Origin of the sequence: Ammonifex thiophilus (genome assembly GCF_003368535.1) — a bacterium.
Lineage (GTDB): Bacteria > Bacillota > Desulfotomaculia > Desulfotomaculales > Ammonificaceae > Ammonifex > Ammonifex thiophilus.
Genome location: NZ_QSLN01000001.1, coordinates 1 through 13,933, shown reverse-complemented (window position 1 = coordinate 13,933; position 13,933 = coordinate 1). Strand labels below are relative to the sequence as shown.

At 59.4% G+C, this 13,933-nt stretch carries 12 protein-coding genes and 1 tRNA gene; 7 read left to right on the top strand and 6 right to left on the bottom strand.

The features are described from left to right. Positions 1-97: 97 nt before the first annotated feature. From DXX99_RS00065 to DXX99_RS00055, 3 genes are read left to right on the top strand one after another with little or no spacing between them, the layout of a single operon-like run. Positions 98-421, top strand: a complete 324-nt coding sequence (locus DXX99_RS00065; protein WP_205664589.1) for a hypothetical protein — start codon at positions 98-100, stop codon at positions 419-421. A gap of 30 nt (positions 422-451) precedes the next feature. Continuing rightward, positions 452-1,576 (top strand): glycosyltransferase, encoded by a 1,125-nt coding sequence (locus tag DXX99_RS00060; RefSeq protein WP_115791488.1) that lies wholly within the window; start codon positions 452-454, stop codon positions 1,574-1,576. Next, a complete protein-coding gene (locus tag DXX99_RS00055; protein WP_115791487.1) occupies positions 1,569-2,738 on the top strand; it encodes a glycosyltransferase in 1,170 nt (389 codons plus the stop codon). Before DXX99_RS00060 ends, DXX99_RS00055 begins: the two co-directional genes overlap by 8 nt. Positions 2,739-2,814: 76 nt before the next feature. Here DXX99_RS00055 and DXX99_RS00050 read toward each other — a convergent pair. Then, positions 2,815-2,889 (bottom strand) — tRNA-Val (locus tag DXX99_RS00050). Between the two features lie 96 nt (positions 2,890-2,985). On the opposite strand from DXX99_RS00050, the gene DXX99_RS00045 reads away from it, so the two are divergent. Next, on the top strand, positions 2,986-4,095 hold the full coding sequence (locus DXX99_RS00045; protein ID WP_115791486.1) for a nucleoside recognition domain-containing protein: 1,110 nt from the start codon (positions 2,986-2,988) through the stop codon (positions 4,093-4,095). A gap of 3 nt (positions 4,096-4,098) precedes the next feature. Here the strand turns inward: DXX99_RS00045 and DXX99_RS00040 are convergent, their stop codons facing one another. The 3 genes from DXX99_RS00040 to rsmD are packed head-to-tail and all read right to left on the bottom strand — an operon-like array spanning position 4,099 to position 5,610. Further along, positions 4,099-4,545, bottom strand: a complete 447-nt coding sequence (locus DXX99_RS00040) for an ATPase (protein ID WP_115791485.1) — start codon at positions 4,543-4,545, stop codon at positions 4,099-4,101. 4 nt (positions 4,546-4,549) lie between these two features. Continuing rightward, complete coding sequence (gene coaD, locus DXX99_RS00035) at positions 4,550-5,050, bottom strand: pantetheine-phosphate adenylyltransferase (RefSeq protein WP_115791484.1); 501 nt, start codon at positions 5,048-5,050, stop codon at positions 4,550-4,552. Continuing rightward, a complete protein-coding gene (gene rsmD, locus DXX99_RS00030) occupies positions 5,041-5,610 on the bottom strand; it encodes a 16S rRNA (guanine(966)-N(2))-methyltransferase RsmD (RefSeq protein WP_115791483.1) in 570 nt (189 codons plus the stop codon). Before rsmD ends, coaD begins: the two co-directional genes overlap by 10 nt. Before the next feature lie 171 nt (positions 5,611-5,781). Here rsmD and gpr point away from each other — a divergent pair, with 171 nt between their 5' ends. Next, the gene (gene gpr, locus DXX99_RS00025; RefSeq protein WP_115791482.1) at positions 5,782-6,735 is read left to right on the top strand and encodes a GPR endopeptidase; all 954 of its coding nucleotides are present in this window, start codon (positions 5,782-5,784) and stop codon (positions 6,733-6,735) included. A gap of 64 nt (positions 6,736-6,799) precedes the next feature. Here gpr and DXX99_RS00020 read toward each other — a convergent pair whose 3' ends face one another. Continuing rightward, a complete protein-coding gene (locus DXX99_RS00020; RefSeq protein WP_015738178.1) occupies positions 6,800-7,030 on the bottom strand; it encodes an alpha/beta-type small acid-soluble spore protein in 231 nt (76 codons plus the stop codon). 72 nt (positions 7,031-7,102) lie between these two features. Further along, complete coding sequence (recG, locus tag DXX99_RS00015) at positions 7,103-9,160, bottom strand: ATP-dependent DNA helicase RecG (protein ID WP_115791481.1); 2,058 nt, start codon at positions 9,158-9,160, stop codon at positions 7,103-7,105. Positions 9,161-9,370: 210 nt separating this feature from the next. Between recG and DXX99_RS00010 the strand changes: the two genes are divergently transcribed. Both DXX99_RS00010 and DXX99_RS00005 read left to right on the top strand, forming a co-directional pair. Continuing rightward, on the top strand, positions 9,371-11,626 hold the full coding sequence (locus DXX99_RS00010) for a DEAD/DEAH box helicase (RefSeq protein WP_115791480.1): 2,256 nt from the start codon (positions 9,371-9,373) through the stop codon (positions 11,624-11,626). 211 nt (positions 11,627-11,837) lie between these two features. Next, a complete protein-coding gene (locus tag DXX99_RS00005; RefSeq protein ID WP_240610751.1) occupies positions 11,838-13,712 on the top strand; it encodes a methyl-accepting chemotaxis protein in 1,875 nt (624 codons plus the stop codon). Positions 13,713-13,933: the final 221 nt, after the last annotated feature.

Below are 13,933 nucleotides of genomic sequence, written 5' to 3'. Positions count from 1 at the left end.
CTTCCTCCTCTTTCGGGTGGTTCGCTATGATATATCATTGTAGTTCAGGTGAGGGGCGAGGGCAAATCCGCAAAGTCACACGGGGGAGGGAAAATCCATGCCTATCCTGAAGCTCGCTGTCTTAGTTTTGTTGCTCAATCTCCCTTTCGGTTACTGGCGGGCCTCCGTGCCTAAGTTCTCCTGGCAGTGGTTCGCTGCCGTGCATCTGCCCGTGCCGGCAGTGGTTTGGTTAAGGTTTACCTCTGGGCTGGGCTGGAGCTGGTTTACCTTTCCTCCTCTGGTCCTGGCCTTCTTTACGGGTCAGTTTGCCGGCGGATGGTTAAGGAGGGTCGCCCCTTCTTGGTCCTGGTGGCCGACTTCGGCCTGCTTGGCCTGGGATTGCGTGCGGGCGCTGAAAACCTGGGTTCGGCGCTTGAACTAGGAACGCCGGAAGATCGGACGGGGGTAGGGGATGAAGGTTCTCCACGTTATCGGCGGAGGAGAATTCGGTGGGGCCGAGAAGCACATCCTGACCCTTTACCGGGCCTTTGACCCGGACAAGGTACGGATGGAGGTGGTTTGTCTTTTCCCCGCCCCCTTCGCCGAGTTGGCCCGAAAAGCGGGCATGCGCGTGGAAGTGCTGCCCATGGCGAACAAGTTCGACCTGCGGGTGGTCCGGCGGCTACGGCAGCTCCTGACCAAGGGGGGGTACGATCTCCTACACACCCACGGCGTCCGGGCCAACTTTTTGGGGCGTCTGGCCGCCTGGACTTGGCCCGGCCCGGTGGTTACCACCGTCCACAGCCGCCTGGCCCAGGACTACCCCCGCTGGTGGGATAGGAAGATAAACTTACTTATCGAGAAGTGGACCTGTTCCCGTACCGATCACTTCATCGCCGTGTCCCGCTTCTTGGCCGAGTGCCTGGTGCAGGAGGGGATCGCGCCGGAGAAGGTAACCGTAGTCTACAACGGCATCGAGCTTCCCTCCTCTTCCTCCTCCGGCGCCGGTTTCCGTAAGAGCTGGAACGTGCCTTCTGACGCCCCCCTGGTAGCTACGGTGGGCCGGCTCCACCCGGTGAAAGGTCACCGCTATTTCCTGGAGGCGGCGGCAGAGGTGGGGCGCCGTCTGCCTCATGCCCGTTTCGCCGTCATCGGCACGGGTCCGGAAGCAGAAGAGCTCAGGGAGCTGGCCCAGCGTCTCGGCCTCGCCGACAGGGTAATCTTCACCGGCTTTCTGCCCGAGGTGAGTTCCTGCTACCCGGAGTTCGATCTGCTGGTACTGGCCTCGCTCATGGAGGGTTTCGGCCTCGTGGTGCTGGAGGCGCTGGCTCGGGGGGTTCCGGTGGTGGCCACCCGAGTAGGCGGGGTTCCAGAGGTGGTGCGGGAGGGGGAAACGGGGCTTTTGGTTCCGCCGGCCGATTCCCAAGCTTTAGCCCAAGCCATCCTCTGGATGCTAGAACACCAAGAGGAAGCGCGGCGCATGGCTTCCCGGGGCAAAGAGATGGTGGCGCGCGATTTTTCCTCCACCCGCATGGCTCAGAACACTCTGGAGGTTTACCGCACGGTTCTGCTTCGGAAGGAGAGGGCAAATGGCTGAACTCGCAGGGCAAGAAATTCTCTGCCTGGCACCGGTGGACTGGAGTTCCCTTCTAGCCCGCATCCACCAGATCATGCTGCGCCTGGCCAGGAGGAACCGGGTTCTTTACGTTAATCCGCCCGCCACTCTGCTTTCTCCCTTCAAAGATCCGGCCTTCTGGCCCAAATGGCGCCCCTGGGGGAAGAGGTACTCCGAGGGCACCTCTTTGACCGTCTACCAGCCCCCTTTGGTTTTGCCCCTGGGAAGCTACTGGCAGCCGGTGGCCTGGCTCAACCAGCGCTGGCTGGCCCCCTGGATCCGTCGGGAGATGCGCCGGCTTAAGCTGACCCAGCCCATCGTTTTCACCTATCTTCCAGGCACGGCCGAGCTTATCCGTCTTCTCCCCCATCGACTGGTAATCTACGACTGTGTGGACGAGCACGGAGCCTTCAAAGGGCTTATTCGGCCCGAAGTGGTCTGGGAGCAGGAAAAGGCGCTTTTGCGTCTGGCCGACCTGGTCTTTGCCACCACGCCCGGCCTTCTGGAGCGCAGACGCCCCTTCTGTCGCCAAATTTACCTGGTGCCCAATGCCGCCGACGTGGAGCTCTTCTCTCAGGCCCTGAGAGAGGAAACCCCCGTGCCGGAAGAGGTAGCTTCTTTGCCCCGCCCGCGCCTCTGCTTTGTGGGGGCCATCCAGGAGTGGATAGACACCGGGCTTCTGGCCGGAATGGCTCGTCTGCGCCCCGATTGGCAGCTTCTGCTGATCGGTCCTGTCGCCCCTGGCGTTCCGATGGAAGGACTGGACAGGTTGCCCAATGTGCATTTCCTGGGTCCCCGGCCGCACGAAGTGCTCCCCCGGTACCTTAGGGGGTGTGACGTCTGTCTGGCTCCTTTCCGGCCCGGGGAACTCACGAGCAAGGTGAACCCCCTAAAGCTTTACGAGTATCTGGCTGCTGGCCGACCCGTCCTGGCCACTCCTTGGCTCGATTTCGGAGAGCTTAAGGACCTGGTGGTTCTGGCTCAGACGCCGGAAGAAGCAGTGGCGGCGGTGGAGCGCATCCTAGCGGAGGAAACCGAGGAGAAGAAGAGGGAAAGGCTAGCGCGCGTAGCCTTCCATTCCTGGGAAGCCCGCGTGTCCTTCATGGAGGAGAAAATAGCGGAGCTACTGTCAAGCCAGCGCTAGAAGCGATCGGTGGCTTCGTGTCAACACCAAGAAGCATCAAAGGCTTCCGGTAATCTACCGGAAGCCTTGATTTCCCTGGTGGGCGGAGCTGGAATCGAACCAGCGACCTTCTGCGCGTCAAGCAGACGTTCTCCCACTGAACTATCCGCCCTCGCTGCCTCCATTATTGCACATCGTTTTCTATCTGTCAAGTTAGCCGCGGCCCGGTCATATAGAATCAGCAGAAGTCGGGGAAGGTGGTGGAGGGGTGCGTCCGGCCACCGCCAGAGCTCTGGCAGGCTCGTTGCTCGTTGTTTTTTTTATTCTTATGATTACCCACCCCGCTGCCGTGTACCGGGGAGCGCTGAGAGGCCTTAACGTCTGGTGGGAGGTAGTTTTCCCTTCTCTACTCCCCTTTTTCATCACCACCGAGCTCCTTCTGGCTTTTGGAGTGATCCACCTCCTGGGATCGCTGCTCGAACCCATAACTTTTCGCCTATTCCGCCTGCCAGGAGCGGCAGCCTTCGTGCTGGCAGTGGGTTTCACTTCAGGTTACCCCATGGGGGCGGCGGCGGCAGCCAGACTCAAGAGCCAGGGTCTCTTGACCGCCGCGGAAGCGGCGCACCTAGCCGCTTTCGCCAACAACGCTAGCCCCCTTTTTATTCTGGTGGCAGTTGCCGTGGGGATTTATCACCTGCCGGAAATGGGGCCTTTCTTGGCGCTGGTGCACTACGGCAGCAATTTGCTAGTGGGACTGACTTTCCGCTTCTTTTCTCCCAGTAGACGCCCTTATCTTCCCCGCTCCCGCCCCTCGCCGACCGAGGGGCGGAAGCCTGCCTCTCTAGGACAAACACTGGGCGAGGCTGTGCGACAATCGGTAACCAATCTTCTGGTTATTGCGGGATTCATCGGTCTTTTTGGCGTACTATGGGAGCTTATAAGAGAGGTGAGCAACTGGCAGGGGAGCGCTTCGCTTCTCTTCGAGGCGGGGGCGGGCTTTTTGGAGGTGACGCTGGGGGTCAAAGGAGTAGCCGAAACGGCCCTTCCCCTAAAGATAAAAGTATGGGTCACGGAGGTCTGGCTTGCCTGGCAAGGGCTGAGCGTCATAGTTCAGGTTTGGAGCTTTCTGGGGCAAGCCGGGGTTTCTCTCCTCCCTTTTTTCGGGGGGAGGTTCCTGCAGATCGTCTACGCTTCTATTCTCACCTTTGCCCTTTTTCCCTTTTTTGCCCCCGGCTGGTCCCAGGCCGCTGCCGGTCACTTTTCTTTCTCCCCCTCCTTCTCCTGGATTCTCCTACGCTCCACCGGTCTCTGCCTCGCGAGCTTTTTGTTCCTGCTTCTTCTAGCTCTGGTCACGAGTTGCTGCCGATCTCGCCTGTGAGAGCTATTTCATGCCGCGGAGCTCAGACCTTCCCTCCTGGATCTCTCTTAGCAGCCGATTGAGCCGGTCTTCCAGCTGGGCCAGCACCTCGTCGGCGTACTCTCTGGCCCTTACCTTTATCTCCCGAGCTATCTCCTCAGCCTTGCCTACCACCGCTTCGGCTCGCTCTTTAGCTTGGCGCACGATTTCACTTTCCTCGGCGCGGCGAGCCACCTCCTCTTGGGCGGCCGAGATTATCCGCTCGGCTTCCTTGCGGGCATCTTCCAGCACCTTTTCCCGCTCCTCGACCAACCACTTGGCTCTGCGCAACTCCTCTGGCAGGATGCTCCGTAGCCTGTCTAGAAGGTCGAGCACTTTATCCTCGTCTACGATCACTTTCCTGGTCAGCGGTATGCGGTTGGACTGCTCGATAAGCGCCTCCAGCTCATTAAGCAGTTCTAAGAATTCCAAGGTTTTACTCCTCCCCCAGTCTTTTTATTTCCCGGAACTTGGCCCTAAGACGGACTTCCACTGGTGGTGGCACCATGTCCTTGAGGCATCCGCCGTAGTAGGCCACCTCTTTCACGGCGCTGGAGCTTATAAAGGAATATTGGGCTTCGGTCATCAGAAAAAGGGTCTCGATTTCGGGGGCCAGCTTTTTGTTGGTGAGAGCCATAACGAACTCGTTTTCGAAGTCAGATATGGCTCTGAGGCCCCGAATTATGGCGCAGGCCCCCTGGCGGCGGGCGTATTCCACCGTGAGGCCGTGGTAAGCGTCGACGCGCACCTTGGGCAAGTCTTTTAGGACCTCGTGAAGCATCTCTAGCCTTTCTTCCAGGGTAAAAAGCGCTTTCTTTTGGGGGTTTTCGGCGATGGCCACGATCACTTTATCGAAGAGCTGGCAGGCACGCTTTATGATGTCCAGGTGGCCGTTGGTTATAGGATCGAAGCTTCCCGGATAGACCGCTACTCGCAAACCTTTTCCTCCTCCAGGGCATAAAAAGATAAAGCGGTATCGCCGTAGCGCTCGCGGCGCTTGAGCACCAGCCGGTGTACCTTGTCCGGAGGCAGCTCGCGGGCCGAGCTTTCCACCACGACCAGGCCCTCTGCTTCCAGCAGATCCAGTTCAGCAAGTAGCCGCAGAACCTTCTTCTCGTACCCCCTCTGGTAGGGGGGATCGATGTAGACCAAGTCGAAGCGCTCTTTTTTGCGGGCTAGGTAGGGAAGGAGGGAGAGGACGTCGCGGCCGTAAACCTGCGCCCGGTTGGAGAGGCCGGTGCGCTCGAGGTTTTCTCGGATAAGCTTCACCGCTCGCGGGTCCCGCTCTACGAAAACAGCAGACTCGGCCCCCCGGCTGAGGGCTTCAATACCTATGCCTCCCGTCCCGGCGAAGAGATCGAGGAACCGGGATCCGGGAACCCGGTTGGCCAAGATATTAAAAAGGGCTTCCTTCACCCTTTCCGAGGTGGGTCTAAGGTCTTTCCCTTTCAGGGTGGCTAGCCGGCAACGCTTGGCTTCCCCACCGATCACCCGCATAATATCGCCCCACATCGATATTCGGCACTTTACTCGAACTTAATTATAGCCGGAACGGTCAAGCGCCGTAAATCCTGGAAAAACCAAGACCGCCCAGAAGCCCCACCTAAGCCGCATAGGAGGCTGGGGTTGGGGGGAAAATAGGGGAAGGAACGCCGGGGAGGTAATAAAGTGCTAGATCTGGCGGTAGAAGCCCACGATCTGGCCCGGGCACGAACCGGTAAAGAAATTCCCGGGGTAAGGGTGGAAAAAGAAGAGCGTCCTTACGCTCTGGTAACCACTGTACGGGTGGAGACGGAAGAGGCGGAGCGCTTGATGCAAAAACCCAAGGGGACTTACATCACCATCGAGTCCCCTGCACTTTTAGAGAATAACCGGCAAATCCACCAGGAATTGATAAAGCTTCTGGGGGAAAAGCTCCGTCTACTGCTGAAAGACTTGCCCGAGACGGCCAGCGCTTTAGTAGTGGGCCTGGGAAACTGGCACGCCACCCCGGATGCTTTGGGCCCCCGCACGGTCGATTACACCCTGGTTACCCGGCACCTCTTTCACTATGCCCCTCAGGAGTTGCGGGGAGGGCTCAGGGAGGTGAGTGCCCTAGCGCCGGGAGTGCTGGGTACCACAGGAATCGAGACGGCGGAAATAATTCGCGGCGTGGTGGAGAAGATAAAACCTGACGTGGTCATCACCATAGACGCGCTGGCGGCCCGCAGCGTGGCCCGGATAGCCACCAGCATACAGTTGGCCGATACAGGTATAAGTCCCGGCTCAGGCATAGGCAACGACCGGGCAGGTATCAACCGGGAAACCATGGGGGTGCCGGTGATAGCTGTAGGGGTTCCCACCGTTGTTCACGCTGCCTTTATCGCCCAGGACGCCATGGAAAAGCTCTGGCAGGAACTCAACCAGCACCCGCGCTTGCGAGAAGTGTATAAATGCCTGCATCCGGAGCTGGTTCAGCGGGTGATCGATCAGCTACTGGCTCCCTTCGGCGGGCGTTTGATGGTTACGCCCAAAGAGATCGACACGCTGGTGCAGAATACGGCGCGCATTTTGGCCGGGGGCTTGGCGGTAGCTCTTCATCCGGGCATGGATCCGGAAGAGGCCTACCTGTATCTATATTAAAACCGCGGGTGGAGGAGGTTTATAAGGTCGCGCCTTTCCTCTTCCACCCGCGGGTAAGCAAAGCTTAACGGGTGGTGCCCAAGACATTGGCCGCCAGGTTACGCTCGTACTCCAAGATCATCCGGCGGACCATGTGACCCCCGATGGCCCCGTTCATACGGGAGGGGACGTCACCGAGGTAGCTCCCGGGCGGCAGGTTGATGCCCACCTCGCGGGCGATCTCCCACTTCATCTGGTCGAGCGCCGCCCGCGCCTCGGGCACCAGCACCCGGTTGGTGCGCTGACCCTGTGCCATTCTTTTCACCTCCTTCGCCGCCTTTCTGGTCTTATTTTTCGTGGGTATAAGGGGAGTCATACGCGGTAAAACTTAGCCCACGAAGTCTCTGAAGGCGGCGAAACGGTGGGCGATCTCTTGGCGCAAAACCCTGCCCAGTGGGGAGGAAAGGGAGGGATCTTTTTCTAAAAAGCGCCCAGCTTCTTCCCGGGCCAAGGGAAGGAGCTGATGGTCGCGCAAAAGATCGGCCACTTTCAGTTCCGGCAGGCCCGACTGGCGGGTGCCGAAAAATTCCCCTGGCCCTCTTATCCGGAGGTCTTCTTCGGCCAAGGCAAAGCCGTCTCTCAAGTTGGTGAAGGCCTTGAGCCGGGCCTGGGCTTCAGGAGTCACCTTGTCGGCCACCAGGATGCAGTAAGAGGGCTTATCGCTGCGCCCCACCCGGCCGCGCAGTTGGTGCAGTTGGGCCAGGCCGAAACGATCGGCATCGTAAATCACCATCACCGTGGCGTTGGGAACGTCGACCCCTACTTCCACCACGCTGGTGGTAACCAACAGTTTAATCTCTCCGCTCCGGAAGGCGGCCATTACCCGCTCTTTTTCCTCCAGCTTAAGCCGCCCATGTAGGAGACCTATCGGAAAGTCAGGAAAGAACTTCTTGAGTTCCTCCGCCAGTTTACTGGCCGCCTGTGCGTTGAGTTCCTCCGACTCTTCGATAAGGGGGCAGACGAAGAAGGCCTGGTTCCCCTGAGCTGCTTCCTGGCGGATGAAGTTATAGACGCGGGGGAGGGCGCTCGGCTTTATCCATACGGTCTTTACCGGCTGCCTTCCCGGAGGGAGGGAGTCTATCACGCTAAGATCCAGATCGCCGTAGAGAGTAAGGGCCAAAGTGCGGGGGATGGGGGTGGCGGTCATGACCAGGACGTCCGGCGCTTCCCCTTTCTGGCGCAACACGGTTCGCTGGCGCACGCCGAAGCGATGCTGCTCGTCTATCACCACCAGCCCCAGGCGGTGAAAGTTCACTTCCTCCTGGATCAAGGCGTGGGTGCCTATGACTATATCTATGTCCCCCCGGGCTATGGCCGCGATTTGCCGCCAGCGCACCTCTTTTTTTAGATTGCCGGTAAGCAGCCCCACCTTTACGCCAATCTTTTCTAAAAGTGGGTGAAGATTTAGGTAGTGCTGCTCGGCCAGTATTTCGGTGGGGGCCATGAGGGCGGCTTGCTTCCCGTTTTCCACTGCTTTAACCAGAGCCAGGGCCGCCACCACCGTTTTGCCTGCCCCCACGTCTCCCTGAAGTAGCCGGTGCATGGGGCGGGGGCTTTCCATGTCTCGAGCGATTTCCCGCCAGGCCCGCTTCTGGGCCGGGGTCAGGGAGAAGGGGAGGCTGGCCAGGAACTGCTGCACCAGAGGGCCATCGGGAGCGCAGGGCTGCGGCTTGCGGGCCGCGCTTAGGTGGCGCCGGCGCTGCCCCAGGGCCAGCTGAAGGAGGAAGAGCTCTTCCAGCACCAGCCTCTTCCGGGCTTCTTCCGCCCTTTCCAGGGTGGAGGGGAAGTGAACCTCCCGCAGAGCCTGAGCGCGGGTGAGAAAGCCCTGGCGGAGGAGGTGCGGAGGCAGGAGCTCCGGGAGCTCAGCGGCATTTTCCTCCAGCGCCCGGAAGATTAAGGAGCGGAGGGTGCGCTGGGGCAGCTTCTCTGTAGAAGGGTAAACGGGGACGATGCGTCCCGAGTTAATTCCTTCCTCGTCTTCTCCGATCTCGAAGTCAGTCACCTGGATTTCTACCAAGCCCAGCAGCCGGCGCACCTTCCCGGTGACCGTAATTTTAACTCTCGGCTTGAGGATTTGAGTGAGGTAGGTTTGGTTAAACCACAAGGCGTAAAAAGTTCCTTCGGGGTGACGCAGAGCGGCCCGGATTATCTTGAGCCCAGAGCGCGTCGTGCTTTCTTCTGCGGTTAAAACCTCTCCCCGAACCGTTACCGTTTCCCCGTCGGCCAAAGTTTGCAAAGGTCGGCTGAAGGTGCGGTCCTCGTAGCGGCGGGGGAGGTGGTATAAAAGGTCTCCTACGGTGTTTATGCCCAGGCGAGAGAGCCAGCGCGCCCGCTGCGGCCCTACTCCCTTAAGGTATTGTACCGGTCTTTCCCATATGGTCGCCACCTTACTCCCCCTCTCCCCTAAAATTTAGCGCGCCGGGAGATCTTGCGCAACGCGGGAAGGGAAAAGAGGGCACCCGCCTAAGTATTTAAACCATGGAGGTTTTGCCTGGCTACTCCTGGGCGATAGGGCTCTTTTGCCTCTTTTGGAGCGCAGTTGTACTGGCCTGCGTGCTAGTGGAGCTTTTGGAGGGAAAAAGAAAGAGGAAGAACGATGAGGGCAAGGGAGAAGAGTAAGTTTAGTCCCGATCTTTTGGCTCTTTTGCGCCGAGTCCCGGGGGAGGGCCGGCAGCTGGTCTCCGAATGGGAGGAACCGGCCAAAACCCCGGTCTACGGCGAAATCGATCCCCCCCTTCCTTTGGTCCTGGCTTCCTGGCTCAAAAGGCGGGGAATTAAGCCCTACCTACATCAGGCGGAGGTTTTGCGGCGGGTAAGAGGCGGGGAAAACGTGGTCCTGGTAACCCCCACTTCCTCGGGTAAAACTTTAGCCTTTTGCCTGCCGGTCTTCGAGCACCTGTATGAAGATCCCCAGGCTACCGCCCTCTTTCTTTATCCGCTTAAGGCCCTGGCCTACGATCAGTTGAAGTTTTTACGGGAACTGGAAAGGGAAACGCGGGGAAAGATTTTTCCCGCCGTTTACGATGGCGATACTCCAGGAGAGAAGCGCAGAGAGATAAGGGCCAAGTCCCGCCTTATCCTCAGCAATCCCCACGCTATGCACCGCTACCTGCGCTACCACCGCCAGTGGGCCCGCTTCTGGTCTAATCTCCGCTTCGTGGTGGTGGACGAGGCGCACTGGTACCGGGGGATTTTCGGGGCCCATGTAGCTTACTTCTTCCGGCGTCTGCGCCGGGTACTCTCCTACTACGGAGCTGACCCCCAGTTCATCCTTTCTTCTGCCACCATGGCCGACCCGGCAGAGCACGCGGCCAGACTCACGGGGAAGGAATTTCAGGTGGTGGAGGAGGACGGGGCAGCGCGAGGCAGGAGGCGCTATCTCCTCTTCAACGCGGCTCTTTTCCCCGATCTCTCTCCTTTCCTGCAGGCGGCGCGGCTAGTGCAGACCTTTGTAGAGGAGGGCTGGCAGGTTCTCTGCTTTACCGGCTCGCGCAAGATGGCGGAACTCATCGCCATCTGGGCCGGGGGAGAAGAGAAGGGAATAAGCCCTTACCGGGCCGGCTACCTTCCGGAGGTTCGTCGGAGCATAGAGAACCGGTTAAAGGAAGGAAAACTCAGGGGAGTGGTAACCACCAACGCCATGGAGCTCGGTGTGGACCTGGGGGGCTTGGACGCAGTGATAATTGCTGGCTATCCCGGGACGGTGGCCTCCTTCCGCCAGCAGGCGGGAAGAGCGGGGCGGGGGAGGCGCGAGTCGGTGGTGGTGCTGGTGGCTACGGAAGAACCTTTGAACCAGTATTTTGCCCGGCACCCTCATCGTCTGTTTTCCGCCCCTCTGGAGCAGGCGGTGATCCCCCTGGATAACCCTTATGTTCTTTCCCAGCACCTGCGCTGCGCGGCCGATGAGTTGCCGCTTTGCCCTGCCGACGTGGCCTTTTTCGGCCCCAAGCTTTCTTCCTGCCTGCAGGATCTGGAAAAGGCGGGCCTGGCGTGCCGCATGGGTCACCGGGGCTACGTCAGCACCGAAGAGGTTCCCCCTTCCCTCAAAGTATCCCTGGATGCTTTTGAGGAAGGGGGTGTTTGGCTTTTGCACGAGGGGGAAAAGCTGGAGGAGGTGGAGTACCGGCGGGCTTGCCTGGAACTTTACCCGGGAGCCATTTACCTCCACCAGGGGCAGGCCTACGAGGTAGTGAAGCAGGACCTGGAAGGCCGGCGCATATATCTGCGGGAGGCGCCTCCCAACGTCTATACCGAATCCAGACGTCTGGTAGAGGTCTCCGTTGACCGCTTGCAGGAGGAGCGGAAAGTCGAGGAGTTATCCCTTTGTCGTGGTGAAGTCACGGTAGTGGAGAAAGTGGTGGAGTACGTGCTGAAACGGGTGGGGAGCAAGGAGGAAGGCAGGAGCTACCCTTTGCCTCAGGCGCCGGCCGTGAGGTTTTCCACTTCCGGCTTGTGGTTGGGCATAGCTCCTGAGCTTTTGCGACGGGCCGGTCCGGGGGATCCCGCCGGGGCCCTGCACGCCATAGAGCATCTTTTGATCGCCGCTGCCCCTTGCCTTACTATGGCCGACCGCTGGGATCTGGGTGGTTTGAGCACCCTGTACCATCGGCAGCTAGGTGGCCCGGGGATTTTCCTCTACGACGCCTTTCCCGGAGGGTCGGGGATCACGGAGCGTCTCTTCTTCGCTTTTCCCCAGCTTTTGGAGGTGGCCCGGGAACTGGTCTCTTCCTGCCAGTGCGAGGACGGCTGCCCTTCCTGCGTGATGTCTCCCAAGTGCGGCAGTGGCAACCGGCCTCTAGATAAAGGAATGGCCCTGCGCTGTCTTAGGCTCTTGCACCTTCTTTTCTCCTAAACTCCCCAAGGACTGTCACCGCCGAATCTGGCACCCAAAAGTTAAAAAATCGCACCGGGAAGACTCAATTTCTTCCTGGTTAGCTCGATATCTGTCTAAAAAGAACTAGGCGGCAAGGAGGGAGGCTAAGGAGCTCCGCCCTTGGGCGGAGTGGAGCTAAGGGATGAAAGGGTTGAAGCTTGAAGCGCTAAGGGGAAGTTTGCGCACCAAAATGACCGTTCTTTTCGGACTCATCGTTTTCCTGGGTTGCCTGGCGCTGGCCTACGCCAGCTGGAGGCAGGCCAGCAAGGCTCTGGAGGCACAAATCCTGGAGGCTCTGCAAAAGACTGCGAAGCAAGCGGCGGAAACGGTGGACACGCAGCTCCAGGCGCAAATGCGCCTTGTCGAGGACATCGCCAACCGCAACATCATCCGCGGGCGCTCGGGCGACCGCGCCTCCACGCTGGAGGAGAAGCTGGCGCTTCTGCGGGAAGAGCTGGAGCGTTCAAAAAGGCTGGGCTTCAAGCGGATGGCTATTATTGACAAGGAAGGAAATGCCATCTACCAGGACGGGAGCCGCGTCTATTTGGGAGATCGGGAGTACTTCAAGAAGGCTCTGGCCGGGCAGACCAACGTCAGCACCACCGTGATCAGCAAGGTGGACCAAACGGCGGTCTTCCCCATCGCCGCGCCTATCCGCTCCTACCAAACGGGCGAGATCGAAGGGGTGCTGCTGGCGACTCTGGACGCGGAAAAGTTTAACGCCTTTGTCTCCTCCATCAACTACGGCCGTACCGGCTACGGATTCATGCTCGACAGCACGGGCAAGATTATAGCCCATAAGGACCGCAAACTGGTGCTGGAGCAGGCCAACTTCATCGAAAAGGCCAAGACCGACTCTAGCTTGGCTTCCCTGGCGGCGGTGCACTCGCGCATGGCGCGGGGAGAGGAAGGCGTGGGGCTTTACACCTATCAGGGGGTGGAGAAGTATCTGGGCTTCGCTCCCATTAAGACCACCGGCTGGTCCATAGGGATCAACGTGCCCGCTGAGGAGGTGCTGGAAAAGACGGCGGGACTTACCCACGCCGTTATTTGGATAAGCGCCCTGATCATAGGGCTGGTTCTAGCCCTGACCTGGTTCTTCGCACGCAACATAACCGCGGGCGTCGCCGTGACCGCGAAGCACCTGGGACTGCTGGCCGAAGGGGATTTCACGGCCGAGGTTCCCGAAAAGTACTTGCGGGCCCAAGATGAGATAGGCAGGATGGCTCAAGCCTTAAAAACTCTGCAAGCAAAAATGCGTCCTCTTCTCTCCCAGCTCAAAAGCGATGTCAAAACCCTGGCCGCGAGTTCGGAGGCTCTGAGCGCCACGTCGGAAGAAATCGCTTCCTCCTCCAGCGAGGTGGCCAAGGCCATCCAGCAGGCGGCTTCCAGTTTAGAGCGGATCAACACCGAGCTCGGCCAGACCAAGGCCAGCAGCGAAGAGACGGCGCGCCTGGCTCAGGCGGGGAAGCAGGAGCTCGACGAACTCATCGCCTCCATAGGGAAGGTACGGGAAGCCTTCGGCGTGGTGGCCCAAAAGCTCGCGTCTCTTAAAAACTCTGTCGGCCAAGCGGGCAATATCCTGGAGGTCATCAACGAGATAGCAGACCAGACCAATTTGCTCGCCTTGAACGCCGCCATAGAAGCGGCGCGAGCCGGGGAGGCGGGCCGGGGCTTTGCGGTGGTGGCGGAGGAAGTGCGTAAGCTGGCCGAGCAGTCCCGAGCTTCCTCGGACAAAATAAGGGAGCTTTTGCGCCATATCAACGAAGAGACCGGCGCGGTGGTGGCCACCTCCGAGGACGTGGCCCGGCAGATAGCCAACCAACTGGAGAACGTGGAGCATACCATCAAGGACTTCGATGAAATCCTTGGCGCGGTGGAGAGTATGGTTCCCATGATTGAAGCCTCCCACCGGGAGACGGAGGCGATCTCTGCTTCGGCGGAGGAAGTGTCAGCTTCGGCTGAGGAGCTTTCTGCCTCCACCCAGGAAATAGCTGCCAGCGCCCAGCAGGTGCTGGAAGTGGCCAAGAGGGTGGAGGATCAGGTAGCCCGTTTCAAAGTGTAGCCGCTTCCTCCTTCTTGCCCCCACACTTTCTAGCTTAGAGCCCAGTTAGTGTAAAGTTACCGTAGGAGTTCTTGCAGGAGCCGAGGGAGGAGAAAAAGAAGAAGAGACCTCACCGTCCTTTTGCCAGGGACGAGTAGTTGACAATCCAACCACTCAGGAGGGTGAGGTCTCTATGCAGATTATAAAGCAGATTTGGGAGAAGTTCCAGAGGGTAGCGGAGC